The sequence below is a fragment of the Photobacterium sp. DA100 genome (assembly GCF_029223585.1).
Taxonomy (GTDB): Bacteria; Pseudomonadota; Gammaproteobacteria; order Enterobacterales; family Vibrionaceae; genus Photobacterium.
In genome coordinates, this window is the sequence record NZ_CP119423.1 from 69,515 (window position 1) to 95,961 (window position 26,447).

30 protein-coding genes are annotated in these 26,447 nt (G+C 54.9%); 17 read left to right on the forward strand and 13 right to left on the reverse strand.

Annotation, left to right across the window (positions count from 1 at the left end; translation table 11 throughout):
* Positions 1–36 precede the first annotated feature (36 nt).
* The 3 genes from ubiD to fre all read left to right on the forward strand — a co-directional run bounded on the left by ubiD (position 37) and on the right by fre (position 2,953).
* Positions 37–1,893, forward strand: a complete 1,857-nt coding sequence (gene ubiD, locus PTW35_RS00320; RefSeq protein WP_281026066.1) for a 4-hydroxy-3-polyprenylbenzoate decarboxylase — start codon at positions 37–39, stop codon at positions 1,891–1,893.
* 76 nt (positions 1,894–1,969) lie between these two features.
* Positions 1,970–2,233 (forward strand): 2Fe-2S iron-sulfur cluster-binding protein, encoded by a 264-nt coding sequence (locus PTW35_RS00325; RefSeq protein WP_281026067.1) that lies wholly within the window; start codon positions 1,970–1,972, stop codon positions 2,231–2,233.
* A gap of 9 nt (positions 2,234–2,242) precedes the next feature.
* The gene (gene fre, locus PTW35_RS00330) at positions 2,243–2,953 is read left to right on the forward strand and encodes an NAD(P)H-flavin reductase (RefSeq protein ID WP_281026068.1); all 711 of its coding nucleotides are present in this window, start codon (positions 2,243–2,245) and stop codon (positions 2,951–2,953) included.
* Positions 2,954–3,052: 99 nt separating this feature from the next.
* On the opposite strand, the gene PTW35_RS00335 is transcribed toward fre, so the two are convergent.
* Positions 3,053–3,928, reverse strand: a complete 876-nt coding sequence (locus PTW35_RS00335; protein WP_281026069.1) for a carboxylate/amino acid/amine transporter — start codon at positions 3,926–3,928, stop codon at positions 3,053–3,055.
* A 161-nt stretch (positions 3,929–4,089) separates the two neighbouring features.
* A complete protein-coding gene (locus PTW35_RS00340) occupies positions 4,090–4,512 on the reverse strand; it encodes a universal stress protein (protein WP_281026070.1) in 423 nt (140 codons plus the stop codon).
* Positions 4,513–4,809: 297 nt separating this feature from the next.
* On the opposite strand from PTW35_RS00340, the gene ftnA reads away from it, so the two are divergent.
* From ftnA to PTW35_RS00360, 4 genes are all read left to right on the forward strand, one after another.
* Positions 4,810–5,337, forward strand: coding sequence for a non-heme ferritin (gene ftnA / locus PTW35_RS00345; protein ID WP_039468422.1), 528 nt, complete (start codon positions 4,810–4,812; stop codon positions 5,335–5,337).
* Between the two features lie 83 nt (positions 5,338–5,420).
* Positions 5,421–5,759: a universal stress protein UspB gene (gene uspB, locus PTW35_RS00350; RefSeq protein WP_281027406.1), complete on the forward strand. Its 339-nt coding sequence runs from the start codon at positions 5,421–5,423 to the stop codon at positions 5,757–5,759.
* A 172-nt stretch (positions 5,760–5,931) separates the two neighbouring features.
* Positions 5,932–7,119 (forward strand): NAD(P)/FAD-dependent oxidoreductase, encoded by a 1,188-nt coding sequence (locus tag PTW35_RS00355; protein ID WP_281026071.1) that lies wholly within the window; start codon positions 5,932–5,934, stop codon positions 7,117–7,119.
* Between the two features lie 273 nt (positions 7,120–7,392).
* Positions 7,393–7,932, forward strand: a complete 540-nt coding sequence (locus PTW35_RS00360) for a DUF3332 domain-containing protein (RefSeq protein ID WP_281026072.1) — start codon at positions 7,393–7,395, stop codon at positions 7,930–7,932.
* A 52-nt stretch (positions 7,933–7,984) separates the two neighbouring features.
* On the opposite strand, the gene PTW35_RS00365 is transcribed toward PTW35_RS00360, so the two are convergent.
* From PTW35_RS00365 to PTW35_RS00380, 4 genes are all read right to left on the reverse strand, one after another.
* On the reverse strand, positions 7,985–8,572 hold the full coding sequence (locus PTW35_RS00365; RefSeq protein ID WP_281026073.1) for a TetR/AcrR family transcriptional regulator: 588 nt from the start codon (positions 8,570–8,572) through the stop codon (positions 7,985–7,987).
* A 24-nt stretch (positions 8,573–8,596) separates the two neighbouring features.
* A complete protein-coding gene (locus tag PTW35_RS00370; RefSeq protein ID WP_281026074.1) occupies positions 8,597–10,033 on the reverse strand; it encodes a coniferyl aldehyde dehydrogenase in 1,437 nt (478 codons plus the stop codon).
* A gap of 88 nt (positions 10,034–10,121) precedes the next feature.
* Positions 10,122–10,703 (reverse strand): DTW domain-containing protein, encoded by a 582-nt coding sequence (locus tag PTW35_RS00375; RefSeq protein ID WP_281026075.1) that lies wholly within the window; start codon positions 10,701–10,703, stop codon positions 10,122–10,124.
* 65 nt (positions 10,704–10,768) lie between these two features.
* Positions 10,769–11,812: a hypothetical protein gene (locus PTW35_RS00380; RefSeq protein WP_281026076.1), complete on the reverse strand. Its 1,044-nt coding sequence runs from the start codon at positions 11,810–11,812 to the stop codon at positions 10,769–10,771.
* A 68-nt stretch (positions 11,813–11,880) separates the two neighbouring features.
* Between PTW35_RS00380 and PTW35_RS00385 the strand changes: the two genes are divergently transcribed.
* Positions 11,881–12,339, forward strand: a complete 459-nt coding sequence (locus tag PTW35_RS00385) for an EVE domain-containing protein (RefSeq protein ID WP_281026077.1) — start codon at positions 11,881–11,883, stop codon at positions 12,337–12,339.
* A gap of 66 nt (positions 12,340–12,405) precedes the next feature.
* Here the strand turns inward: PTW35_RS00385 and PTW35_RS00390 are convergent, their stop codons facing one another.
* Positions 12,406–13,206 carry a Cof-type HAD-IIB family hydrolase gene (locus PTW35_RS00390; protein ID WP_281026078.1) on the reverse strand — a complete coding sequence of 267 codons (801 nt, stop codon included), beginning with the start codon at positions 13,204–13,206 and terminating at the stop codon, positions 12,406–12,408.
* Between the two features lie 95 nt (positions 13,207–13,301).
* Positions 13,302–14,303 (reverse strand): alpha/beta fold hydrolase, encoded by a 1,002-nt coding sequence (locus PTW35_RS00395; RefSeq protein ID WP_281026079.1) that lies wholly within the window; start codon positions 14,301–14,303, stop codon positions 13,302–13,304.
* A 147-nt stretch (positions 14,304–14,450) separates the two neighbouring features.
* Between PTW35_RS00395 and rhtB the strand changes: the two genes are divergently transcribed.
* Both rhtB and PTW35_RS00405 read left to right on the forward strand, forming a co-directional pair.
* Positions 14,451–15,068, forward strand: a complete 618-nt coding sequence (gene rhtB, locus PTW35_RS00400; RefSeq protein WP_281026080.1) for a homoserine/homoserine lactone efflux protein — start codon at positions 14,451–14,453, stop codon at positions 15,066–15,068.
* 64 nt (positions 15,069–15,132) lie between these two features.
* Entirely contained in the window at positions 15,133–16,383 is a 1,251-nt protein-coding gene (locus PTW35_RS00405; RefSeq protein ID WP_281026081.1) for an HDOD domain-containing protein, read from the forward strand.
* Here the strand turns inward: PTW35_RS00405 and PTW35_RS00410 are convergent.
* Complete coding sequence (locus PTW35_RS00410) at positions 16,361–17,200, reverse strand: LysR family transcriptional regulator (protein ID WP_281026082.1); 840 nt, start codon at positions 17,198–17,200, stop codon at positions 16,361–16,363. The two genes, PTW35_RS00405 and PTW35_RS00410, sit on opposite strands and share 23 nt — an antisense overlap.
* A gap of 130 nt (positions 17,201–17,330) precedes the next feature.
* Positions 17,331–18,926, reverse strand: a complete 1,596-nt coding sequence (locus tag PTW35_RS00415; RefSeq protein WP_281026083.1) for an AbgT family transporter — start codon at positions 18,924–18,926, stop codon at positions 17,331–17,333.
* A gap of 543 nt (positions 18,927–19,469) precedes the next feature.
* Between PTW35_RS00415 and PTW35_RS00420 the strand changes: the two genes are divergently transcribed.
* The gene (locus PTW35_RS00420; RefSeq protein WP_281026084.1) at positions 19,470–20,192 is read left to right on the forward strand and encodes an SDR family oxidoreductase; all 723 of its coding nucleotides are present in this window, start codon (positions 19,470–19,472) and stop codon (positions 20,190–20,192) included.
* 156 nt (positions 20,193–20,348) lie between these two features.
* Positions 20,349–21,353: an acyltransferase gene (locus PTW35_RS00425; protein WP_281026085.1), complete on the forward strand. Its 1,005-nt coding sequence runs from the start codon at positions 20,349–20,351 to the stop codon at positions 21,351–21,353.
* Positions 21,354–21,362: 9 nt separating this feature from the next.
* On the opposite strand, the gene PTW35_RS00430 is transcribed toward PTW35_RS00425, so the two are convergent.
* Positions 21,363–21,695 (reverse strand): DUF2500 domain-containing protein, encoded by a 333-nt coding sequence (locus PTW35_RS00430; protein ID WP_281026086.1) that lies wholly within the window; start codon positions 21,693–21,695, stop codon positions 21,363–21,365.
* Positions 21,696–21,921: 226 nt separating this feature from the next.
* Between PTW35_RS00430 and PTW35_RS00435 the strand changes: the two genes are divergently transcribed.
* From PTW35_RS00435 to PTW35_RS00455, 5 genes are all read left to right on the forward strand, one after another.
* A complete protein-coding gene (locus PTW35_RS00435; RefSeq protein WP_281026087.1) occupies positions 21,922–22,287 on the forward strand; it encodes a DUF4145 domain-containing protein in 366 nt (121 codons plus the stop codon).
* Between the two features lie 991 nt (positions 22,288–23,278).
* A complete protein-coding gene (locus PTW35_RS00440; RefSeq protein ID WP_281026088.1) occupies positions 23,279–23,905 on the forward strand; it encodes a lysoplasmalogenase in 627 nt (208 codons plus the stop codon).
* A gap of 81 nt (positions 23,906–23,986) precedes the next feature.
* Positions 23,987–24,307: a DUF2007 domain-containing protein gene (locus PTW35_RS00445; protein WP_281026089.1), complete on the forward strand. Its 321-nt coding sequence runs from the start codon at positions 23,987–23,989 to the stop codon at positions 24,305–24,307.
* 98 nt (positions 24,308–24,405) lie between these two features.
* Positions 24,406–24,651, forward strand: coding sequence for a YecH family metal-binding protein (locus tag PTW35_RS00450; RefSeq protein ID WP_281026090.1), 246 nt, complete (start codon positions 24,406–24,408; stop codon positions 24,649–24,651).
* Between the two features lie 169 nt (positions 24,652–24,820).
* Positions 24,821–25,408, forward strand: a complete 588-nt coding sequence (locus PTW35_RS00455; protein ID WP_281026091.1) for a YhgN family NAAT transporter — start codon at positions 24,821–24,823, stop codon at positions 25,406–25,408.
* A 39-nt stretch (positions 25,409–25,447) separates the two neighbouring features.
* Here PTW35_RS00455 and PTW35_RS00460 read toward each other — a convergent pair whose 3' ends face one another.
* Both PTW35_RS00460 and rsmD read right to left on the reverse strand, forming a co-directional pair.
* Positions 25,448–25,714, reverse strand: a complete 267-nt coding sequence (locus PTW35_RS00460) for a DUF1145 domain-containing protein (protein ID WP_044622278.1) — start codon at positions 25,712–25,714, stop codon at positions 25,448–25,450.
* A complete protein-coding gene (rsmD, locus tag PTW35_RS00465) occupies positions 25,711–26,316 on the reverse strand; it encodes a 16S rRNA (guanine(966)-N(2))-methyltransferase RsmD (RefSeq protein WP_281026092.1) in 606 nt (201 codons plus the stop codon). Before rsmD ends, PTW35_RS00460 begins: the two co-directional genes overlap by 4 nt.
* Positions 26,317–26,447: the final 131 nt, after the last annotated feature.

The window sequence follows — 26,447 nt, forward strand, 5'->3', positions numbered from 1 at the left end:
GTGCTGGTGTATTTAGGATAGGTAACCGCGAAACCGATGAAGTTCAAGGATCTGCGAGAGTTTATTGACTATCTGGAGCAACAGGGCGAGCTCAAGCGCATCAAGCTGCCGGTCGACCCGGATCAGGAGATCACCGAAATCTGTGATCGTACCTTGCGTGCCGGCGGACCGGCGCTGTTGTTCGAAAACCCGGTGGGCTACGACGTTCCGGTACTGGCAAACTTGTTTGGTACGCCGGGCCGGGTGGCGATGGGAATGGGGCGGACCGATGTCCGTGAACTGCGGGAAGTCGGCAAGTTACTGGCTTACCTGAAAGAGCCGGAGCCACCGAAAGGCTTCCGCGAAGCGTTGGATAAGCTCCCGGTATTCAAGCAGGTGCTTAACATGCCGGTCAAGCGGCTGCGCAGCGCCCCGTGCCAGGACATCGTCTGGCAGGGTGACGAGGTCGATTTGGACAAAATTCCGGTCATGAGCTGTTGGCCTGATGATGTGGCTCCCTTGCTGACCTGGGGCCTGACCATCACCAAGGGACCGAATAAAAAGCGCCAGAATCTTGGGATTTACCGCCAGCAGAAAATCGGCAAGAACAAAATCATCATGCGCTGGTTGGCGCACCGTGGCGGTGCACTGGATCTGCGCGACTGGATGGAAACCCATCCGGGCAAGCCTTTCCCGGTGAGCGTGGCCTTCGGTGCTGATCCGGCAACGATACTCGGTGCGGTGACCCCGATCCCCGATACCTTGTCCGAGTATGCCTTCGCCGGCCTGCTGCGTGGCCGCAAGAGCGAAGTGGTCAAGAGCCTGAGCAATGATCTGGAAGTGCCGGCCAGTGCGGAAATTGTGCTAGAAGGCTATATCGACCCGAACGAGTTTGCCGACGAGGGGCCGTATGGCGACCATACCGGCTACTACAACGAGGTCGAGCGCCACCATGTGTTCACCATTACCCATGTGACCATGCGCAAGGCACCTATCTACCACAGTACCTATACCGGCCGTCCGCCCGATGAGCCCGCAGTGCTAGGCGTGGCACTCAACGAAGTGTTCGTGCCCATTTTGCAAAAGCAGTTTCCGGAGATTGTCGATTTCTATCTGCCGCCTGAGGGCTGCTCTTACCGCATGGCTGTGGTGTCGATGAAGAAGCAATACCCCGGCCATGCCAAGCGGGTGATGATGGGCGTCTGGTCCTTCCTGCGCCAGTTCATGTACACCAAGTTTGTCATCGTGGTGGATGAAGAGGTCGATACCCGCGACTGGGGCAGTGTGGTTGCTGCCATGAGCCGCGAAATGGATCCGGTGCGCGACACGCTGTTTATCGATCAAACCCCGATAGACTCGCTGGATTTTGCCTCGCCGGTGGTGGGCCTGGGCTCCAAGATGGGACTGGATGCAACCCGCAAGTGGGAAGCGGAAACGGCCAACGCGGTTGCTTATTCCCGCCCGTTGGCCGAACCGGATCGCGATATCCTGCAGTCGGAGATCAAGCAGCTTCCGGCTGTGATTGATTGCTACCTGCCGCAAACAGCAGAGTGCGCTGGCGTGGCGATAGTGACTATCAACAAGGACCAAGTGGGTCAGGCATTGCAGGTGATGGATAGCATCTGGACGGTGCTGGCCGGGAAGACCGACACCAAGTTCGTGATTGTCTGTGACGGTGACGTCGATGCCCGCGACTGGAATGATGTGATCTGGGCGATAACCACCCGGATGGATCCAAGCCGTGATACCCTGATGGTCAAGCAAACGGCACAGCATGGTGCCAGGATCGGCCTGGACGCCACCAACAAGCTGCCGGGTGAGGCCAGCCGAGAATGGGGCACACCAATTGCCAAGTCGCCCGAGGTGGTCGCCCGAGTCGATGCCATCTGGGACGAACTAGGGATCCTGGGTTAACCTGTGAGTCAGCCCAGCCTGTAAACTAAGTTAGATAGCAAAGCCGGGCACAAGCGCCGGGCACGAGAAAATAAATATGTACCAAGTCCGCCTGCTGCCTCATGATGTGACGTTTGCCACCGATGGCGAACAAACGGTGCTTGAGGCCGCGCTCAACGCAGGCATTGCTTTTCCCAATCGCTGCCAGGTTGGTGCTTGTGCCATGTGCATGTGCCGCAAGCAGCTGGGGGAGATCCGCTATCAGCTCGAGCCTATGCTCACCGAGAAGGAGCAGGCCGAAGGCTGGATCTTTGCGTGTCAGGCAATGGCTACGAGTGATTTGGTGCTCCAGCTAGATTAGAGGAAGCGAATGTCCATCAAGTGCGAAGTAAAATCCGTCGAGCCGCTGGCGTGCAATACCCACCGTATTCTGCTGCGGCCGGAATCCAAAATTGAATTTAAGGCTGGCCAGTACCTGCTGGCAGTGATGGGCGAGAAGGACAAGCGTCCGTTTTCGATTGCCAGCAGCCCGTGCCGCGAAGGGGAGCTGGAGCTGCACATCGGCGCTGCCGAGCATAACCCTTATGCCATCGAGGTGGTCGAACACATGAAAGCTGCGCTTGAGGCTGGCACGCCGGTTGATATCGAAGCGCCGCACGGTGAGGCCTGGGTGCGCGACGACAGTGACAAGCCATTGCTGCTGATTGCCGGCGGAACGGGCTTCTCTTATGTGCGCAGCATTTTGGACAACTGCCTGAGCCGCGGTGTTCGCCAGCCGATCTTCGTGTACTGGGGCGGGCGCGATGAATGCCAGCTCTATGCCAACGACGAGCTCAAGGCCCTGGCCGAGCAGCACGCCAACCTGACCTATGTCCCGGTCGTCGAAACGGCGCCGGAAGGCTGGCAGGGCAAAACTGGCAATGTGCTGGAAGCGGTAAGCGATGATTTCGTCAGCCTGTCGGCCTACGACATCTATATCTGCGGCCGGTTCGAAATGGCTGGCGCAGCGCGTGAGCTGTTCTCGGCTGAGAAAGGGGCCGAGCGCGAGCGTATGTTTGCCGATGCGTTTTCGTTTATTTAAATGCAGTTCTTAGGTTCTAGATTCTAGTTCTTAGGATCTGGGTATAACAAAGGCGAACCCAAAAGGTTCGCCTTTGTTGTATTCGAAACTGCGTATCGCTTATGCCGCTCTCGCCAGCTCCACCTTGCGCTTGACCCAGGTTTCGTTGAACCACAGTGAAGCGATAATGATCACCCCGCCAATCGATAACCGGACCAAGTCGACATCCCGGTTCCAGATCAGGATATTGACGATAAGGCCTGCCGGGACCAGGGCATTGTTCATGATGGCCAGTGCGCCAGCATTGACCAGGGTAGCCCCTTTGTTCCACAGGAAATAGCCAAGGCCGGAGGCGATGGTGCCCAGGTAGATCAGGATGCCCCACTGGGTCGTGGTGGTCGGCAGCTGCTCGGTGTTACCAAACAGCAGGAACATCGGCAGCGCGACACACACCGCCCCGAGGTAGAACAGGCCGAACACCGTGTGCTGCGGGATGGTTTGCAGCTCCTGCTCCATGATGCGCTTGTAGCCGACTTGGCCGATGGCAAAGCTCAGGTTGGCCCCCTGGACAATCAGGAAGCCGGTAATGAAGTCCTCGTTGATCCCCTCGAACTTGATCACTGCTGCGCCCAGCACCGCTATCGCGGCTGTTGCCAGATACCAGGCCGAGAAGCGGCGGTGCAGCATGTCATAGATCAGGGTGACGTAGATCGGGGTGAAAATGGTAAACAGCAAGACTTCCGGTACGCTGAGGTATAGGAAAGACTGGTAGTAGAAGCAGTACATGATGCCGAGCTGGAAGGCACCCACAACCATGATTTTGAGTGCCAGCGCGCGGTGCAGGTGCTGGCGGCGCAAGAACGGCAGAAAGAGCAGGGCTGCCAGGCTGACACGGGTCAGCACCGAGAACCAGGCATCGACCTGACCAGCTAGGTAGACCCCGATCAGGCTAAAGGAAAAGGCCCAGAGCAGGGTGACAGCGGATAAGTATCCCATAGTGGTTTTCAGGGGGTAGTTGAATGATGGGGCAAGTGTAGCGAAAAAAGGGCAAGGTAAATACTGCCAATTGGTGCGGTTACTGCCGTCAGGCTGGCGAAAGCCAGGCACGGTGATCGTCCCGTGCCAGGCTGGCGTAACTAGGAAGGATCACGCCGTTATCATTTGAGAGGGATCATCAGCATGTCGACCGGCGAGCGGTTGATGAGCTGCTTGGCCGAGCTGAGGATCTTGCTCCAGAAGTCTTGGTGGTGGCCGCAAACAACCAGCTCGATATCCATGTCGTCGATAGCATGGCAGATCTCTTCACTCAGATCCCCGCTGCCAACCAAGGTATGGGAGACGGGATAGTTGGCCTTGTCGGCCAGTGACTGGAGCTGTTTCTGTGCCTCGTCCGCCATGCGGTTCTGGGCATCAGAGAGGTTGATATCAATCAGTCCGGTATAGAGCTCGGCATAGTTGACGTCGATGTGGATAAGCGACAGTTTGGCGTCCAGTGCCTTGGCGAGTTCGGCGGCTTTGCCGACGATGATGTGGCTGTCATCGGACAGGTCGATAGCAACCAGGATGTGTTTGTAGGCCATAGTTTTCACTCCTTGACTTAGGGGCTTTACCTCATGCTAGCACCTAAATTTGATAAAAAATATTACCGTGATCGCAACTTGTTCGGCCTTTTTACGAAATAATTTCGGTAGTGGAATTACTTGAATTATTGAACATTTTTAATCTAATTCGCTGGATTGGCCAAAACATGTCACAGATTGTGTGCCTTACCGCACGATGAGTTGCATTCTCACCATGGCATTGTGACAATGGGGAAAACAGCGTTTTCATACCACCCGTTGAGATTGGTATACACTAGAATAGATAGGAGTAGTGCGATGTTAGCTCAAGCAATGGTTGATAAACTCAACGAGCAAATCAACTTAGAGTTCTTCTCTTCTAACCTTTACCTGCAGATGAGTGCATGGTGCGAAGACAAGGGCTTTGAAGGTGCGGCGGAGTTTCTGCGCAAGCATGCCGTTGAGGAGATGGAACATATGCAGCGACTTTTCACCTATGTCAGTGAAACAGGCGCTCTGCCAATTCTCGGCGCCATCGAAGCACCAAAGCACGAGTTCGCCTCGCTGGGTGATGTGTTCCGTGAAACTTACGAACACGAACAGCTGATCACCGATAAGATCAACAAGCTGGCACACGTTGCATTTACCACCCAGGACTACTCGACGTTTAACTTCTTGCAGTGGTATGTGGCAGAGCAGCACGAAGAAGAAAAACTGTTCAAAGGTATTCTTGATAAGATCGAGCTGGTTGGCGAAGATGGCAAGGCACTGTTCTTTATCGACAAAGACCTAGCCGAAATGGCGAAAGCTGGATCGACGTCAGTAATGGATTCACCAGCTGGCTAATTAGTCCAGGGGGCATGTCGCAATGCCCCTCTTAATCTCACCAGAGTGTGGCCAGCTGATCAGTCACGTTGTTCGGGGGCTATATTATGAGTGGTGACGCAATCTTACTCGCACTTTTTTTGGTCGCTGTGGTGAATATTTCCCGCTATATTAGTACGTTACGTACTCTGCTGGCGGTGATGCGCGAATGCGATCCCCTTCTTTACCAGCAGGTCGACGGCCGTGGGTTCTTCTCATCCCAGGGCAATGTCACTAAGCAAATCCGGCTATTCCACTATATCCGCAGTCATCAGTACCATAACCACCACGATCCGGTGTTTATGGAAAAATGCTCCAAGGTGCGGCGGTTATTTATCCTGGCCAGTACGTACCTGATGGTATTCTTGGTGGCGATTTTCGTGGTTGCCTATATGGGGATCTGAACCGCGTCTGATCACACGGTGGCAATCAGTCTGCAGGGCAGGTAAAATCACCGTCCGGTGGCGATGGTAAGCCAACTGTTCGAATAAGGGATGCAGGCCAACTGGCCCCTGCGTCCCTTTTTTGTTGGGAGGGTATGGCTCCCGTTTGATTTGGACCGATAGCGGTGGCGTAATGGCAGAGAAATTTGATGTAGTGGTAATTGGAGCCGGTGCGGCTGGCTTGATGTGTGCCGCCGAGGCGGGCAAGCGCGGGCGCTCTGTGCTGGTGGTCGATCATGGCAAGAAACCTGGCCGTAAGATACTGATTTCTGGCGGTGGTCGCTGTAATTTTACCAACTACGATGTCGCGGCCAATAACTATGTCTGCCGTAACCCGCACTTTGTGAAATCGGCCTTGTCGCAATATACCAACTGGGATTTCATTTCGATGATCGCCAAGTATGGGATTGCGTTCGAGGAGCGCGACCATGGCCAGTTGTTCTGCGAAGAATCGGCCAAGGACATTGTGGCCATGTTGCTGGCCGAGTGTGACTTGCCGACGGTCCAGCAGCGCTACCAGGTCGATGTCCATGACATTGCCAAGACCGACAGCGGCTTTAGCCTCAAACTCAATACTGAGCGGGTGGAGTGTGAGTCTCTGGTGGTGGCAACCGGTGGCCTGTCGATGCCAAAGCTGGGCGCCACGCCGTTCGGTTATCAGATTGCCGAGCAGTTTGGTCTGAAGATGGTGCCGACCACGGCCGGTTTGGTGCCGTTTACCCTGCATAAGGAAGACAAGGAAGCGTTCGCCGAGCTATCGGGGATTGCTGTTCCGGCGGTGGTGGAAGCCGAAGACGGCACAACGTTCCGCGAAAACCTGCTGTTTACCCACCGTGGCCTGTCCGGGCCGGTTATTTTGCAGATTTCGTCCTACTGGACGCCGGGCCAGAAGGTGACGGTCGATCTTTTGCCGGATCTGGAGCTGGAAGAGACCCTCACTGCCATGCGCGACAAGCACCCGAACCAGAGCCTGAAAAACTCGCTGTCTCGTTTGTTGCCCAAGCGCTTGATTGAAGTGCTGATCGAACGTGGTGATTTGGTTGACAAGCCGCTCAAGCAGTTTAACCCCAAGGACATCACCGTAATGGCCAACTACTTCCACAAGTGGCGCATTGCCCCGAACGGTACCGAAGGCTACCGCACTGCAGAGGTCACCTTGGGTGGCGTTGATACCGATGAGCTGTCATCGAAAACCATGGAAGCGAAGCAGGTACCGGGCCTGTACTTCGCCGGTGAGGTGATGGACGTGAGCGGCTGGCTCGGCGGCTATAATTTTCAGTGGGCCTGGAGCTCGGGGTTTGTCGCCGGGCAGCATGCCTAGGCGATAGTGCCCGCGAGTTTCGCGTTTCAGACACAGCGGTGCAGTGCATCGCTGTGTTGTTACGAGACTGCTTATCGAGACCGATGTTTCGGTTTTTAGTGATTTCATACAATATTGAAATGTAACCTTTTATTTACCCAAATCTCACCCGGCTTTTACGACTGTAATTAGCTGGAAAGTTTTTGCTAATTTTACTAGCAACCCGCCTAAAAATGCCTATAATCCGCGCACTTTTTTATGATTTTCATCATCTCTTTGCGGAGTAGAGCCCAAATGAAAAAAATCGCATCTAAAGCGATCGTAATGACCCTGCTTGCGACGTCACTGACTGGTTGTATTGGCCAGATGGGTACCTCACAACTGGTGACCAAAGCCAACCTTAGCGCAGTCGACAACCGTTATGGCCGTGCCGGTTTGTTTATGCTGCTAAGCCCAGTGTACGGTATTGCGGCGACGGCGGATTTGTTCATCTTCAACACTATTGAGTTCTGGACCGGCAAGAACCCGATCACGGGCAAGTCTCCGGCGGTGGCAGATACACCCGTTGATGCCATTTTCAAAGTCAACGGCCAGCTTGATCCGTCATTGACGACAGTACCGTTGGCTAGCGTGCAGAACAGTGACATTTTCGCGGCAAGCTTCCGCCAGATTGATGAGCGTACGTTGGAAATGAACGTGGTTTACCAGAGCGGTGAGCAAGCAGTGCTGCGTGGCGAGCGTGACGGTGACGACGTGGAATTTTACCTGGACGGCGAATTCATTACCGCTGTCAGCATCGCTGAACTGAGCCAGTACGCCAGTAACCAGGCCTAATGGCTTTTCAGGTTGAGTGAAAGCAAAACGGGAGCCTTTGGCTCCCGTTTTGCTACCTGGTGGCTGCCGCCGTGCCCTGGGGGATCGGCTGCAGCCCTTGCCAAAGGATGTGAAATGCTCCTTGGCGGTATTGTGCCTGCCGGGCCAGTTCTGGCTGTTCGATGAACAACTGTGCGGTGCTCAGGAAGTGCTGGCGGAAAAAATTCAGTACCAGCGGCATCGGCAGGGGAGCCAGTAGCCCCTGTTGCTGGGCCTGTTCGACCTTGTTGCCAATGAACCCCATGGTCGTCAGCATCAGATCCTGGTGGCGGCTGATGGGGTAGGCCGGGTCGTGGCTGAGCTGCAGCATCAGCTTGAGCTGGCAAGGGTGGCTCGTGGCCCACGCCAGGGCCCGCTCCCACAGTTGGCGAAGCTGCTCCGGCAAGGCCGTGGCATCGGGCGGGCTCGACAAGGCCTGGGCCAGATCCTGCTTGGCCTCAAGGTAGAGGACATCGACCAGCGCCTGCTTGCTGGCAAAGTGATGGAACAGGGTGCCGGTTGCCACGCCCGCTTCGCGGGCAATGCTGGCGGTCGATGTTGCCTGTACTCCGTTGGCGACAAACAGGGCCAGGGCTGTATCGAGTAGCTGCTGTCGTTTCATGGTGCTCCGGGCGATAGCGTAGGGTTAGCGCATAAAGAAGGCCAGCATCAACTTTTGCCACCACCGTCCATAAGGCGGCTTGATCAGTCCGGTGGTGGCGTATTTGTGCTGGGTCAGCACGGTTTTGGCCTTGGTCAGGGCCAAAAAGCCTTCCTTGCCGTGGTAATGGCCCATCCCGGAAGGCCCCACCCCACCGAAAGGCGCATCATCAGCGCCGACTTGCAGCAGGGTTTCATTGATCGCCATCCCACCCGATATCGTTCCGTCTCTGACTTGCTGTTGGACGGCCGGATCTTGGCTCATCAAGTAGAGGGCCAGCGGCCTTGGGCGCTGCTGGACGAAGTCGATGGCATCGGTTAGCTCATCATATTCGATGACGGGAAGCAGCGGGCCGAAAATTTCCTCTTTCATCAGGGTTGCCTGCTCCGGCACCTGGCTGAGCAGATGGGGGATCAGGCGGTGGCGGCTATCGCTGCGGGCTTTGGTGTGGCATGGGTAGACATTGGCACCGAGCTGCTTGGCTTCGTCCAGCCACTGGCACAGGCGTCGGTACTGGCGCTCGTTGATCACCGAGGCAAAATCCGGGTTATCCACCCCGCCGGGGTAGTGGTGGTTGAACTGCTCGATAAAGCGGTCGATAAAGGCCCGTGCTCGCCCCTTGGGGACCAGGATATAGTCGGGGGCAACACAGATTTGTCCGGCATTCAGACACTTGCCGAACAACATTCGCTCCACGGCCAGGGAGATAGGCATATCGTGCGCGACAATGACCGGGGATTTGCCGCCAAGCTCGAGTGTTACCGGTGTCAGGTTATCGGCCGCCGCGCGCATCACATGGTGGCCGACAGCGGTAGAGCCGGTGAACAGCAGGTGATCAAACGGCAGGTGGGTAAAATGGGCCGCAGCCTCCGCCTCGCCCTCGAATACCGCGACCTGTTCGGGGCGGAAGGTTCCCTCAAGCAGGGTCCGGAGCACGCGGTTGGTCGCCGGGGTAAACTCACTGAGCTTGATCATCGCCCGGTTACCGGCTGCCAGGGCCGAGATCAGCGGCCCCAGGCTGAGCATGACCGGGAAGTTCCACGGCACGACAATACCGACGACACCTATAGGCTGGAAATGAACCGTCACTTTAGCCGGAGAGAGCATCATACCGGCATGGCGGCGCGATGGTTTCATCCAGCGCTTGAGTCTGGCAAGGGTGTAGTTGATATTGTTGATGCATGGGACAATATCTGCCGCTAGGGAGTCCTGGCGGTGGCGCTGGCCGTAGTCTTCGGCCAGTGCCTGGCAGAGGGCATCCCGGTGCTGCTTGATGGCGCGCTTGAGAGCGGTAAGCTGGTGTTTGCGCTCGTCCAGCGAGGGCATGGGCGCTGCTCTGAAGGCGGCCTGCTGGGCCTGCAACGTGCGGTCCATGTCGGTGCAGTCATTGTGCTGGATCTGGATATTCTCGGCCACGGTCATCGGTTGGTCTCCCTATCAATAAAACTGACTAGTCAGTCGGTTTCAGTATAGAAGACTTTGCCTGTCGCCGAGCTGGAAATTTGCCGGTTTATTTTTTATGGCCACTCTTCTCGGCATGGAATACTGCGAGGAAGTGGTTGAAATACTGCTGAAGCTGGTTGGCATCCCGGCCAAAGCCGGTGGCTTCGAGCAAGGCGATACCGGCCTCGCAGGTGCACAGGTTGCCCGTTTGTTGGTTGCGGCGCAGGGTATAGGCCGAATCGGTATTCGGGGCAAGCGCCAACCGGGGCAGGGTTGCCAGCCAAGAGCTGCGGCGGATCATCTTGCGTGCCTCCTGCCAGGTAGCATCAAGCAGGATAAACAAGGGGGTTTTGCCTGCCGTTGCCTGGAACGGTATGGCCGACACGGTGTCATCGCCGGGGAACAGCAACCAAGGCTGGTACTGCGGATCAGCCAGCATGTCGAGCAGGGCTCGCGGCGGATTGACCCGGTCCCAGAGCTGGCGTTGGCAATGGGCTAGGCTGCGCTCCATCAATTGACCGGTATTGGTGTCTTTGCCCATCTCCTTGGGGTGGGTGAGCAGGATAAAGGTATGCGGGCAATCCAACGCGGGTTCGGCATGGCAAATACAGTTGTGGTGAAAGCCGCAGCGCGGGCAGGGTGTGGTCATGATGGTTGGTTTGGCCAGTGGGTTATGCCACGCAGTGTGGCATAACCCGGCGGAAAAGTGGAGGGCTACTCCCGGACGGGGCTGAGCTTGTCGAGGGTCAGGCCATTATCGCCGAGTTCATAGGTTTCGCCGTTGATGATCTCCTGGCGGGTCGAGAGCTGGCCATCCTCCCGGCGGAAGAGCCTTTCGCTGATCAGCCTGCGGCCTTGGTACTGGGCCATGGTGACTTTGACTTTGCCATCACCAGCCTGTTGCCAGAAGCCTTTTTCCTCCAGCCCAGGCTGCCCGTTGCTGTAGCTGTATGCCGTGATCGCCGAGTGGTCCGGCAGCAGGCTCAGGGTGGTCGTCAGTACTGCGGCACCCAGATCGCTGTGGCCCTGGTAAGTACCGACCCAGTGCTGGGTCGTATCGGTTGCCCCGAGGGTGGCGCAGCCAGTGTATTTCGTTCCTTGCCAGTCGAGAGTCGCCTGCCAGCCGAACAGGGCATCGCTCATGGTGTCGTTGCACTGGGCCTGGGTCATGGTGAGGGTGAAATCGCGTCCTTGGTAGACCTGCTGGCCAGAGCGGATATCGCGGCTGTTAATCGCTTGCTGCTGGGTCGGGTAGCCGATCCGGCTTAGTGAGACCGTCTCTCCGGCGACTTCGATAGACCATCCCGGTTCGTTACCAAACGCCCATGTCTTGCGTGGTGGTTGCTGGCAGCCCTGGCGCATTTCGGCTGACAGCAGGTTGATCTGTTTTACGTTGAAACGGGCGTTGTAGTCGGCGGCGAACCCTTCTTCTGGGGCGGGCTCGAGATGGCCGATAAACTCACCGTACATCGGCTCGTACCCCGGCGGCGTGACCGCATTGGCCGCGGGGAGGTCGCCGGCAGGCAAATGCAGCCAATACTGCTGGGTGCTGCCGCAGGGCTGGATGCTGCGGCTTTCGTGGCCGAGGATCACCTGGCCGCGCAGCATGAAAGCTTGGACCTTGCCGCTGCTGGTGGCCACTTCCGGCGTGGTGAGCGCGATTTCTTCTGGCGTCGGGCCGGAGGAAGGCTGACTGGCACAGCCTGCCAGCAGCAGGGCGCCCGCAATAGGGGCAAGGGGGAGTTGTCGGCGTATCATCGGGATCCCTCGTTGTGATAGGCTGGGGTATAAAGTCAGTTATACCAGATAAATAAAAGAGTATCAGAATGGCGTATTGGTTATTCAAGACAGAGCCGGACACCTTTTCGATAGACACGCTCAAGCAGCAAAAAGTTTCCTGCTGGGAAGGCGTCAGGAATTATCAGGCACGAAATATGATGCGTGATGATATAAAGCTAGGGGATCAGGTATTGATTTACCATTCCTCCTGCAAGGATGTCGGCGTGGTGGGGATTGCCGAAGTGGTGCGCGAAGCGTATCCGGATCATTTCCAGTTTGATCCCGAGGGGACGTACTTCGACCCGAAGTCCGATCCGGACAACCCGCGCTGGGTCATGGTCGATATCGAGTACCGTCGCCACTTGCGACTGGTATCGCTAAAGCGGATCAAAGCCAATCAGGCGCTGGCCGATATGCCGTTGGTCAAGCGGGGTAACCGGCTCAGTATCATGCCAGTGACCGAAGCGCAGTGGCAGGAAATTTTGCAGATGACCGGACAGTTTTGAGACTGGAGGCCGCGAGGCAACGGGAAGCAGCCAGCGGCTGCCTCCCCGACGGGCACTCCTGTCTGCCTATTTGAGCAGTAGGCCGCTGAGGTAGTGGGCCACAGCCTCGTCGCTGCAGTTACCGATCACCTCGTTGTTCGGCAGGGCATTTTTGACCTTGTCGTGCGATGTCCCCATCACCAGCCCCTTGCCGGCCATGGTCAGCATTTCGACATCGTTCATGCCGTCCCCGAAGGCAATGCAGTCTTTCAGGGCATAGCCTTTCTCTTTGGCCACTGCTTCCAGGGCATGGCCCTTGGAGACATTGGCATCCATCACCTCGAGACACCACGGGGTAGAAAACGCCACATTGGCCTTGTCACCGTACTGGGCGTTGATCTTGTCTTCCCATTCCACCAGCTTGTCGTGGTCGCGGTCATCGCGGGTGAAGAAAATTTTGGCGACGCCTTCGAGCGGCGGGTTATCGACATCAAACAATTGGTAGCTGAACGTGTCATGGAAATCACGCAAGCTTGGGTCTTCCTGGTTAAGCAGCCAGTCATCGTTGCGGTAGATATGGATTTTCAGCGCCGGATCGTGTTTGGTCATGGCAATAATGCCGGTGATCACCTCAGGTTTGACATCCTGCTGGAAAATCACTTCGTTCTTGCAATTGTGCACCCGGGCGCCATTGGAGGTGATCATGTAAGCAGGGATCCCCAGTTGCTCACGCAGCCCTGCCACATCAATGTGGTGGCGGCCAGTGGCGAAGATAAAGTCTTTGCCCTGATGGTGAAGCTGGTTGAGGGTATCTTTGGTAAACGGGGCAATTTTGTGATCAGGGGTTAGCAGGGTGCCATCCAGATCCGATGCAATAATTTTGTACATGAAACCTCTCGCGGTAGGAACAGAGGCCCAATGCCTGCGGCATTGGGGAAACAGTGCAATTTTAAACCAGTTCCCCCAAGAGAAAAGAGGCTATTTTATGCGTTGGGTATTTCCGCTTTACGGAAATGCTCAAGCACAGAGGCCAGCGCCGGTAGGCGGTAGGTATCGGCCTCGAACAGCAACTCGTGGCGGGCGCCTTCGATCACCTTGAACTGGCAGTCGCGGTTGGCCTCGACCATGGCCTGGTGGAATTGCTGCTGGGCGGCATTGTCGATGATGGTATCTTCACTGGCCTGCAGCAGCAGGACCGGGGCCGTAATCTTGCTGGCCTCGTTGATACAGCTCTTTGCGGCAGCCAGTCCTTGCCATACCCAGCGGGCGCTGGGTCCGCCGATTTTCAGTTCCGGTTTGTGCTCGTACAGATCCCGGAACCACTGGTAGCGCACCTGACTCTGGGTCAGCGGGTTGTTGGCAAAGGGCTTGGGGTAGTAGGGGACCTGGCCCGGCGCATAGCTTGGTTGGCGCTGGAGCTGCTCCATCACCCGGGCTAGGGGCGAAGCGATAGGGCGCATCCACTTGCTGATGTTGATACCGTGCATCGGGGCACTGAGCGCTGCCCGAGCAACCGTGCCCGGGTGGCGGGCCAAATAGAGGCTGGTCACCGTACCGCCCATCGAGTGGCCGATCATGAACAGTTGCTGGTAGCCTTTGGGTTTGACCACCGTCTCGATGAAGGTGTCCAGATCGTTGACGTAGTCGTCGAAGTGGCCGACGTGGCCGAGTTCGGTGTCTTCTGCCAGACGATCAGACATGCCCTGGCCGCGGTGGTCGAGGGAGTAGACATCGTAGCCCTGGCGGACCAGGTCATAAAACAGCTCTTGGTATTTCCAGTAACTCTCGATACGGCCGTTGACGACGACAATGGCCTTGTCCGGGTTGTTGCCGGTAAATGAGACCCAGCCAATATTGGTGCGGTTGACCCCCTGGAACATACCTTCCTGGCGATGTTGCCACAGCTTGGCCGCGGGGCCGGCCATGGTTTCTGCGAAGCGGTTTTCCTGGGATAAATCAAAAAAATGTGGGGGCTGGACAGTCATTCATCATCTCGGTTAACAGTATCTGGGGCAAGTATAACCCAATGTGATTCTTCCTGTTGCCATAAGGTGTGAACAGCTGTTAACGTGTGGCGTTTTTATGCGGTTACCCTCTCACCTCCGGTAGAATAGCGAAAAGGAAAAAGCTCTGTGGAACTTGAAATCTGGTTGGCTTACCTGGCGACGGCGATTGTGTTTAGCATCGCGCCGGGATCAGGCACGGTAAACTCCATCAGCAATGGGATGACCTATGGCTGGCGCAAGTCTCTGGCATCGATAGCGGGTCTGCAAATCGGCCTTGGGGTATACATTGTGCTGGTGGGAGTGGGTCTGGGCGCCTTGATTGCCCAGTCGGCAACGGCGTTCACGGTGATCAAATGGGCAGGGGTCGGTTACCTGATCTGGCTCGGGGTGCAAAAGTGGCGCGATCGGGGCCAGTTCCAGCTCGGTGGCGAAAGCCCGCAGGTGCCAGCCCGGCAACTGTGCCGCCAGGCGGTACTGGTGAACCTGACCAACCCCAAGACCGTGGTCTTTCTGGTGGCGCTGTTTCCCCAGTTTATCGACCCTGGTCAGCCGCAGATGGCCCAGCTGTGGGTGCTGGGGATCACCACGATTGCAGTCGATGCCATGGTGATGCTGGGATACGTGGTACTGGCTTCCCGGCTCGCGGGCTATATTCGCTCGGACAGGATCATGGCAGCCCTGAACCGCGTGTTCGGGTCGATGTTTATTGGTTGTGGGGCGCTGTTGGCGACCGCCAAGGCCTGAGGCTGTTCGCGGCCATCGGGGCAATACGGTATTTGCCTTTTGTTGTGGAGACTCTTTCAGTTTTATGTATTCCTACGTTGCACGCCAGCCTATCTTCAACCGTCACCAGAAAACGGCCGGCTATGAGCTGCTGTTCAGGGACGGTGAGGACAATGCCTTTCCCGTCGGTGTCGATGAGAACAAGGCGACCTGCTGCCTGCTGGTCAATAGCTTTATTGCCGACAGCGATGGTATGGCTCAGGCGGGCAAACGTTGCTTCATTAATTTTCCCCACAAAAGCCTGGTGAGGCTGCTACCGACCCTGCTGCCGAAAAAGCAGGTGGTGATCGAAGTGCTGGAAACCTGCCAGCCCAATGATGAGTTGCTGCTTGCGATCCGCCATTTGAACCGGTTGGGTTATATGATCGCACTCGATGATTTCAATATGGATCCCCGTTGGCAGCGTTTCTTGCCCTATGTGCATATCATCAAGCTGGACTTGCTCAAAATCGGGCTTGAGGCCGCGTGCGAGTATGTCGCGCAGAACCGCGACAAGAAGCTGATGTTTCTTGCCGAGAAGGTCGAGACCCACCGCGACTACACCCTGACTCACCAGGCGGGGTTCCACTTTTTCCAGGGCTATTACTTCAGCCGTCCTGAACTGCTCAAAAGCCGCAACCTCAAGCCCGAGCGGCTATCGACCCTGCGGCTGCTGCAGGAGGTATGCCGGGATCAGGTCGACTTCGAGCGAGTGGAGCAGATCATCGCCTCTGACTTGTCGCTGTCTTATCTGTTGCTGCGCTATGTCAATACGGCTGTCGATAGGCTCAAAGTGCCGATCAGTGAGTTCAAGCAGGCTCTGGTGTATCTGGGCGAGGAAAAGCTCAAGGTTTTTGTCAGCGCCGTGGCGACCGCCCAGGCCTCGTTGGATAAGCCCCACGAGCTTTACGCCTTATCGCTACAGCGCGGAAGGATGTGCGAGATCTTGGCGGCGGCCTGCGGGCAGGATGTCGAGGCCAAACCAGCCTTTATGACCGGCTTGCTCTCTTTGATCGATGCCTTGCTCGACCAGCCTCTGGACGAGTTGCTGGCCCAGCTGCCCCTGCAGGCGGAAATACGCCAGGCCCTGCTGCACCAGCAGGGCCCGCTGGGTCAACTGCTGGAGCTGGCCATTGCCTACGAGCAGGCTCGGTGGTGGCAGGTAAACCAGCTCGGCCAGGCGCTGGGGATCGATGGTCCGCGCATCGGCCAAAGCTACCAGCTCGCGCTACTGTGGTCGTCGAAATACGATCTCCAAGCCCCACCTCGTCCCCTTACCGCCGCCCAGACTGGCTGAGCGCCTTGATAGTCTCGGCCAGAGCGGGATTGAGCGTCTTGTTGGCCGGATAGCATAACCCGAGCCGGCGGAACATCCGCGGCCCGTCGAGCGGGACGGTGACCAGCTCGGTGGCGGTTTCCAGCACCCCGGTCGGCAGGAAGGAGATCCCGAGACCGGCCTGAACCAGGTGCATGACCTGGGTTTTATGCTCGGCCTTGGCAACCAGGTTGACGGCCAGCCCGTCACAGGCCAACAGGCCGATGGTCTGCTGGTGGGCCTCGCACGGCGGGCACTCTATAAAGTCATGCTGGTGAAGCTGTTCCGGCCTGACTTTGTCCAGTTTGGCCAGCGGATGGGACGGCAGCATGCACAGCACATAGTCTTCCTCCCACAGCGGCAGAAAAATCTCGTCGTCTTGCTTGAACATATCCAGCGTCAGGCGGGCATCCGCTGGCGCATCGTGATCCACCAGCTCCAGTAGCAAATTCGGGATATGCTGTTGTAGGCAGCGGAATACCCGGGCCAGGGCGGTCTGGCTCAGATCGGGAAAGTTGCCCAGTCGCAGTGGCAGACATTCAGTACGCTGTTGGAACAGCGACGGCAGGCGGTTGACGTCACTGAGCAATCTGACTGCCAGGGGGTAGAGGTAATGGGCCTCGTCGGTCAGGTTGACCCCTTTCTTGTGGCGCTCGAACAAGGTGGTATTGAGCTCATCTTCCAGTTGCTTGATGGCATTGGAGATCGATGGCTGGGACACAAAACAGCGCTCGGCGGCGAGGGTGATGTTCTTCTCTTCGTACACCGCGACAAAAAAGCGCAGGAGGCGTAGATCCATGGAATGGCTCAGGCTGGTAAGTGATGCCGCCAATAATAGCAAAGAATGGGGCCTAAGACTGGCGAGAGGTGGAGCGGAGGAGAAAACACAAAGCCGGGCAGAAGCCCGGCTTTGGTGACAGAGAGTTGGATTAGCCTACGCTGTAGTAGGTAGCTGCGCCAGGGCCGACTGGGATACCGAATACGAATACCCAGAGGTAGAACATTAGGCTCCAACCGACCATAAACACTAGCGAGTATGGCAGCATAGTTGAGATCAGCGTACCCAGACCCAGGTTCTTCTTGTAGCGCGTTGCTACCGCCAGGATCATGCCGAAATAGCTCATCATCGGTGTGATGATGTTGGTTACTGAGTCACCGATACGGTAAGCCGCCTGGATCGTTTCCGGCGCGTAGCCAACCAGCATCAGCATCGGCACGAAGATAGGTGCGGTTACTGCCCACTGCGCTGACGCAGAGCCTAGCATCAGGTTGATGAAGCCACACATCAGGATGAAGGCGAAGAACAGCATCGGGCCGGTCAGGCCGATTGACTGCAGGAAGTCAGCACCCGCTACCGCGAACACCTGGCCGAAGTTGGTCCAGCTGAAGAAGGCCACGAACTGCGCGGCAAAGAATACCAGCACGATGTACATACCCATAGAAGACATGGACTTTGACATCGCATCGATAACATCGCGGTCGTTCTTCATCGTGCCCACGACTTTACCGTAGACAAAGCCAGGGATAGCGAAGAAGACGAAGATGAAGGCAACAATACCCTTCAGGAACGGAGAGCCGGCGACCAGACCGGTTTCAGGGTGACGCAGGATGCCGTTTTCCGGCACGATGGTCAGTGCCAGCAGAGCCGCAACAACCAGTGCCGCAAGGCCGGCCATTTTAAGGCCTTTCTTCTCAAGTTCGGTGATCTTGCCCAGCTTGTCGCTGCCCAAGTCCTCGCTGGCTTCCTCTGGGTTGTATTTACCCAGCTTCGGCTCAACAACCTTCTCGGTAACGAACGCACCCATGATGGTGATGGCAAACGTCGACGCGAACATGAAGTACCAGTTAACCTCTGGGCCGACCGAGTAGTTCGGGTCGATCATCTGTGCCGCGGTCTGGGTAATGCCTGACAACAGCGGGTCAACGGTGCCTAGCAGCAGGTTCGCACTGTAGCCACCGGATACACCGGCAAACGCCGCAGCCAGACCAGCGAGCGGGTGACGGCCCAGTGAGTGGAATAGCATCGCCGCTAGTGGAACCAGTACGACGTAGCCTAGTTCAGAAGCGGTGTTGGAAATGATGCCTGCGAAAACGACAACCAGTGTCACCATACGCTTGGAAGCACCCATAACCAGGCCACGCATTGCAGAAGACAGCATGCCTGAGTGCTCGGCAATCGCTACACCCAGCATGGCGACCAGTACGGTACCGAGCGGGGCAAAACCGGTGAAGTTGGTTACCAGATTGGCAACGATTTTTTGCAGACCTTCGGCATTGAACAGGCTGACCACATGGATCATACCGTCAGCCGCTCGGCCGGCAGCTCCTTCAGGACGCGGGTCGACGACAGACACGCCGAAATAGCCAGCAATACCGGAAGCAACCAAGATAGCCACACAGAAAAGGGCAAAAAGGGTGATTGGGTGTGGTAGCAGGTTACCTAGCCACTCGACGGTATCTAGAAAACGGGTAAATAATGTTTTCTTGGGTTGTTGTTGTGTTTGCGGTGAAGCAGATGAATGCATCACGACCTCCATTTATCGTTTTAATCCCATCAATGGGTACATCTCTTGTCGCGGGGAAGGTTACGTCATTGTTAACGTCACAAACAAGATATAATTGTGTCAAAATGTGTCAATTGCTTATTTTTTGTCTGCGTGTTGTTATTTTTTCGTTGTAATGTGCTGGGTTTGTGATGGTTGCTTGCTTTATTATTGTTGATTTCTATGAAATCAGTTGTCCATTTTCGGTTTGTTAACCTTTGTTCAATAACCGGATATCAATTAATTAGAAATCGCAGCCCGAAAATAGCGTGCTTAAACTCACAAAAAGGGCAATTTATCGCCGGTTAATTGCGCTGTGATAGCATTTTGTTAACCAATTCTTATCAAATTTCCAGCGGGGAGAGCCTGTATCCATAGCTAGAATTTATGATAATCAGAGGTAATCGATATTTTTCACCGAGGGATAAGGCCGATATAGTAGCACCCATCTGCTGGTGGCCACTGGTATGGACCTGGCGGGCAAGAGCCCGGGGGATGTTCTCTTTCTATATATAAGGTGAAACTATGTCTAAGTCTCTTGTTGTGATCACAGGGGCAAGTTCGGGTATTGGTGAAGCGGCGGCCAGAACGCTGTCGGCACAGGGACATCCTTTGCTGTTGCTCGCGCGCCGTATCGACCGCTTGACGGCTTTGGGCCTGCCAAACACGATGTGCCGCCAAGTTGATGTGACCGACGGCCCGGCGTTTGCCGCTGCAATTGAAGAAGCGGAAGCCCAGTACGGCCCGGTTGATTGCCTGGTGAACAATGCTGGAGTGATGTTGCTTGGCCTAGCGCATGAGCAAGATCCGGCGGAATGGAAAACCATGTTCGACGTCAATGTGATGGGGCTGCTGAACGGTATCCATGCGGTACTGGCCAAAATGAAGGCTCGCCAGAGCGGGACGGTGATCAACATTAGCTCAATTGCCGGCCGCAAGACTTTCCCTAACCACGCGGCCTACTGTGGTACCAAGTTTGCGGTGCATGCGATCACGGAAAATATCCGTGAGGAAGTGGCCGACGACAATGTGCGCTTTATCACGATTGCACCGGGTGCAGTGGAAACCGAATTGCTGAGCCATACCACCAGCGAGGATATCAAAGCGGGCTATGAAGAGTGGAAAGAGGGTATGGGCGGGGTGATCGCTCCGCAGGATATTGCCAATGCCATTAGCTATGCTTACCAGCAGCCGCAACACTTGTGCATTCGTGAAATTGTGCTGGCGGCAACGCGTCAGCAACCCTAGGGCGATTCAGTCAAGGCTCTAGCCTTAATGTCAGCATGGGGTTAATTTAGCAGCAAATCTATGCTTATTCAGTTACTTAATAGACACAGCCTGCTATATTCAAAAGGGTATCCTTACGGGGATACCCTTTTTTGTTGGGGCTGCTAGGGGGCTGGTGTGAGGGAAAAGGTTCGCTTTTTTGATGTGCTGCGCTGTGTGGCTGCGCTAGCCGTGGTGGTGATCCACGTGCTCGGCCCCTACCGCGATCAGTTCGGGGTGATGCCGGACAGCGGCTGGATTACGGCCACCACCTTTAACAGCTTCAGTCGCTGGGCGGTGCCTGTGTTTATTATGATCACCGGTGCCCTGATGCTGACCGATACCCGTCCGTTTGAACTCGGTTACTATGTCCGGCGCCGTCTCGGCAAGGTGTTGGTACCTTTTTTGGTCTGGTCAGTGTTTTATGCTTGGCTGTCTGGGCTAACACCAGCCGGTTTCGATAGCGGTGCGGCCTTCGAAACCCTCAAAGCACTGCCGGTGCATGAAACCTACTATCACCTGGGCTTTTTCTACTACTTTATCCCGTTGTATTTCGTCGTGCCTTTCCTGCGCTATTTTGTCCAGCATCACGACAGGCAGGCGACGCTGGCGTTGACTTCGGTGTGGCTGCTGCTGACAACCTTGTTCTTGTTCAAAATCGATGGTCCATGGAGCCACGAGCTGGTTTTGTATAGTGGGTACTTACTGTTCGGCTATTGCATCTTCCAGTTACGCTGGCCGAGCCTGAAGTGGCTGTTGCCGCTGGGTATTGCAGCTTTGCTGATCACCGATGCGATGGTGCTGAGCAACAGTTTCGCCGCCGGGGAATATCAGGTTGGCCGGTGGATGTCCTACAAGACGCTCAATACCGCCCTGATTGCTGCCATGATCTTTGCTTTGGGGCGGTATGTCGCGGACAAGATTAGCGAGGGCGGGCTGGATAAACTGGCCTTTATGAGCCGCTATAGCCTCGGGATCTATTTGTTGCATCCAATCTTCCTGTGGCCAGTGAGAGCTTATGACTGGTACTTTATGCCGCCGGCTTTGATGATCCCGTTTTGGACGGTGATCATCACGGCCTTGGCCCTTGCTGCAAGCTGGTTGCTGGCGAAAAGTCCCAAAACAGCCTGGCTGGTGCCTTAGCTGGGCTATTTAGTCTCGCTTGAGGGCAAAATGGCGAAAGGTCACGCCTTGGTAGGTCATTAACCCCGTATCTCCCGGGTTGAGGGCATGGTAATAATGGATGCCGACCATGAATTCGCGCTTCGGCCCGCCTTGGGTTGGTTGCACATAAATCCAGTACTCTTCGTCGTCTTCACCCGGGCGGGCACCCATGATCGGGACACTTTGCTTGTCGAGGATTTGGACCTCGATCTGGCGCTCCGGGGCATTCTCCCCCATGGTGTGCTGGCGGTAGACACGGACAAAGCAGAACAGGGCGATCGCTAGCAAGGCAATAATGATGACGGGAATGGTGACTGGCATGAGTTCTCCTTGAGGGGCTAACAGGCTCTCATTATTGTGCAATTTGGGAAGGTTAGGATACGACCGGCGGCAAAAACCGTGATCGCGGCAAGCATGGTTTGCAAAGATATACGGCCAAGTCTTTGCGTATTCCTTGGAGGTATCCATGATATGGCTCAACGCGGTACTTTGCTTTAGTGCAAAGTCGAGGTAAGTTAGTAGAACGAGTGAGCAAGGAAGAGAGTCGATGGCAAACATAGAGTTAGTGGTAACACGTTCGAGGCGTATCGAAAGCCTGCTGCGTGAACATTACCATGCTGAGGGCAAAGGCTTGCACCAGCTGATCACTAGCTGTGAGGAGCGCCTGCCACACGAAATTATTCCCAAGTTACGGTTTATTGCTTCTATCCGTAACAAGACCGTACATGAAGAAGGCTATAAGCTCGACGACAAAAAAGGATTCATCGCTGCCTGCAATGCCTGCGAGAAAGAGCTGACCCCGCGCAGCGGTCGTTTTGTCTGGACGGCAGCCGTGCTATTAGTCGTAGGGGTTACGGCGTTGGCAATATGGTTTTATTCCCTTCACTGGCATCATATCGATTTGACGCCGTAGGAAAAGGCAATAATAGACGCAAGCTCTAGCCTTCAAAGGCTGAAGAAAAAGAGGAAAACAAAAAAGGTGCCTATCAGGCACCTTTTTTTTGAATTTTTTTTGCTTAATAAATCACTGGCAGCGTCATTAGTCCGACAACCACGGCGATCATCATAAGGCCTTGTTTTTGAGAGGAAGTGAACATGGTAAGGCTCCTTTTTGCTGCTTGATTGATGTTGTAAATAAGAATAGCACTGATTTTATGCTTTAAACAAGCCAAATTGTCATATTGTTGTCATAAAAATAATTTATTGACCCATTAAAAGGCTATTTATGGTTAAGTGAATTGTGTTTTTTGAGCGGGATAAAAATCAACCTAATCGCTATTTAGTACGTCGTTTTAATTTAAGTTATTGTTTTATATTTCTTTTTAATTGAACTTTATTGGTTGTTTTGTGGTCTGCTTGAGCTTTGTGGTGTTTTTATCTCAAAATGCTAGTCGATGTTATTGCTGGATCAAAAAAGGTGTTATTGAGCTGTTTGCTGGCGGGGAGTGACCTTGTGGGCGGCTCTCATGGCTAGATAAAATGCATATTTGAGTTTTTTTATGTGAGATCAACATCCTTTTGTCTTCATGATTGTCTTGTTGGCGGACTGAATGTTTACCTCTGGTAAATTAAGTTCATTTGAGTTTATGTGTCTGTTTTATAGTATTTTTTGTTTTTTATTTTTGCGTGTTTTAGGCTGTGATACTGCCCTTTGTCGGCTGGGTTGTCTAATTTTGCCTATTGGGAGCAAGGCAGAACAAGGCCAATCGTTTGCTGTTTGAGTTTTCCAGCAGCGGATGATTTACCGCTCACAGAACATTCAGAGAGAAGCTGATTAATATGATTCGCCGCTAGTTATTGGCTTTCCTTGCTAGACAATCGCCGATCAGATCCTAAACTGAGCAAGCCACTGACTCGGCCAATATTGCCGTCAGTGACAATTTCATAATAATAACGGTGAAACTATGTGGGTTTGGTTAGCCATTGCTCTTTCAGCTCTTTTACATATAACGGCGGCTTATTACGGCCCTCGTTGGCAATTCTATATTTTCAAGCCTTTTACCATGCTGCTCCTGATCAGCGTGGCTTGGCAGTCGGGAGACGGCAGTTTCTATCACCTAGCTATCTTGCTCGGATTGAGCTTGTCCGTAGTCGGTGATGTCTTCTTGATGTGGCCAAAAGACCGCTTTATACCAGGGGTGGCGGCTTTCGCTCTGGCGCATATTGCTTATTCCGCCGCCTTCTGGTCCCAGCTTGGCAGCCAGATGGTCTGGTGGTTGCCGGCAATGCTGGCTGCGGGTGGGGTCATTGTTTTTCTGCTTTTGCTCCCTTCGCTGGGCCGGATGCTTGTCCCGGTTGCAATATACATTGCCGTAATTACTCAGATGGCTTGGGCCGCCGGTGAGTTTTGGTTGACGACGGCGTCAACTTCGGCGCTGCTGGCATTTGCCGGGGCGGCGGTATTTATGTTTTCCGATCTCTGCCTTGCAATTGATCGTTTCCGAGGGCCGTTCAAAGTGGCGACAACCTTGGTGATGGCCAGCTACTTTCTTGCCCAGTCGTTAATTGCCGCCACGTTACTCGCCGTTTAGTGGCTGACAGCGGAAACTTTTGCAACCGGAAACCTGTCTTTAGATCATACTGGTCTGTAGCCAGCAGTTATGGGGGATCGAATGTCGCAGACATGGTGCAAGATCTATGATGCCGGGAATGCCCTGGAAGCACATAGCCTCAAGGGGATGCTGGAAGCCCAGCAGATTGAGGTTCAGCTCAGCGGCGAGGGGCTAGCCGCTGCCGCGGGGGAGTTGCCAGCCAATGTGGTGGAAGTGGGCTTGTGGGTGAAAGCCTCGCAGCAAGCGAGCGCCCAGCGGTTGCTTGAACAATATGAACGCGCCGACCAAGCGGGCTGGGTATGCTCAGGTTGCGGCGAGCATAACGGCAGCCAGTTTGAATTGTGCTGGCGGTGCGGTCAGGATAGGTTGGCCGAACCTTGAAACATACATTTAAAATGCATTATATTGTCTTTGGTCAAAATATCCTCACTGGGGGAGCGCTACAATGCCGCTATTATGCCGTGAAGAGAATACCGACGATGAGTGATAATCAAGTCCACGCCCATAACCTGCTGAATATGTTATTGGCCGCTGAAACCCCATACACTTTTGCTAGCCTGAAGCAGGCGATTGTGGCTGAATACGGTGAAGATGTCCGTTTCTATACCTGCAGCCAGCAAGATCTGACTTTTGATGCCCTGATGACGTTCCTGCTTGACCGCCGCAAGGTGGTACAGGATGGCGATTATGTTGCAGCCAACCGCGAGCGGATGTGCAACCACTAGTGCTGGCTTGGGTGGCTAGCGCCTGCTAGCCGCTTGGATAGGCGGGTGGTAAAAATATCGCCACTCCGCTGATGGTTTGTTATACTCTTCCGCCTCCGGTTGGCTTTCTGGCCGATCGCTCTTATTTCTTGATATTTCTTTTACTTATTCTCTATCTGAGGTCTGCTCTGTGGAAATTATTTCTGCGGCGGTCATGCTATTTCTGATCATGGATCCGCTCGGCAACTTGCCGGTTATGTTGTCTATCCTGCGGCATATTGAGCCTAAGCGCCGTCGTTTTATCATGATCCGGGAATTACTGATTGCCTTGGTGATCTTGCTGCTGTTTCTGTTTGGCGGCCAGAAAATGCTGAACTTCCTGCACGTTTCGACCGAGACCGTCAGCATTTCCGGCGGTATTATTCTGTTCCTTATCGCGATCAGGATGATTTTCCCGCAGCCAGGAGGCGTAACGGGGTTGGCGGCGGGCGAAGAGCCGTTTATCGTGCCGATGGCAATCCCGATGATTGCCGGACCGTCGGTATTGGCGTCGTTGCTGTTGCTCTCTAACCAGGGGCCGGGCCGGACCATGGACTGGGTGATTGCCGTGTTGCTGGCCTGGGGCGCGTCGTTTGTGATCCTGATGTTCTATGAGGTGTTCAACCGTCTGCTGGGCGAGAAGGGGCTCAAGGCCGTCGAGCGCCTGATGGGGCTGCTGCTGATCATGATATCGACCCAGATGTTCCTCGATGGGATCCGCAAGTTCTTTATGCTGTAAAAAAACGAGGCCAATGGCCTCGTTTTTTGTCGCTTGGGGTTACATCATGTGCTTGCGGCGGATGTCGAGTAGGGCAAAGATGCCGAAGATCAGGATTGACCATTTCTCCCACCGGGTCATGGCGATTTTGTCCCCGAAAGCGCCGATGAAGATCAGCATTTGCAGGCCATGCATCATGAACAGGAAACCGGTCATGATATAGAGTGCCATGGCTGCAACCCCCGGAAACGGGTGGAAAATGTTGATCAGCAACACCAGCCAGACAAAGCCAATCGCCGCTTTGGCAAGTAAAATCAGTGCTTTCATGCTTCCTCTCTTTCGAATAAGCGGTAACAAACCTGTCCCGCTGTTTTTTCCCTATGGAGATGCCAGTGTGCCGGTGTCGCTAGCTCCCCGAGTTCTTTTTCTGCCTCAATATAAATGACCGCATGGGGAGATAGCCAATTGTTCTGCTCCAGCAGGGTGATCACCTCATCAATCAGATCCTTGCGAAACGGCGGGTCGATGAACACCACGTCATGCGGGGTACCGGCTTGTTTCAAAAACGCCAGGCTGTCGGCATTGACGACCTTGGCATTGTCGGCGCCGATGGTGGTGCGGTTTTTTTCAAGCTGTTCAGCGGCTTTTTTGTCGAGCTCCAGCATGGTGACATGGCTGGCGCCGCGAGAGAGGGCTTCGAAACTGAGGCTGCCGCTGCCGGTGAACAGGTCAAGGCAGCGTGATTCGATAATATCTTGCGCCAACCAGTTGAACACGGTCTCTTTGACACGATCGGTGGTCGGGCGTAGGCCTTCGACGTCGTGAACGGGCAGTTTGCGCCCACGCCAGCGTCCGCTGATGATCCTAACGAACCCGTCACGGCGGCTGTTTGGCATATTTCGCCCTGATTGTTGTCTGCGTCTTGTCATAGATTTCTTCGACCGTTTAGAAAATGATAGTATACCCAAACCCCTTGGCTGTAGGTGAAAACATGCTTGCCGAATTATGCCGCCAGGGGTATACACCTGTGTTTAGGCCGCAAATTGTACCAATCAAGCTC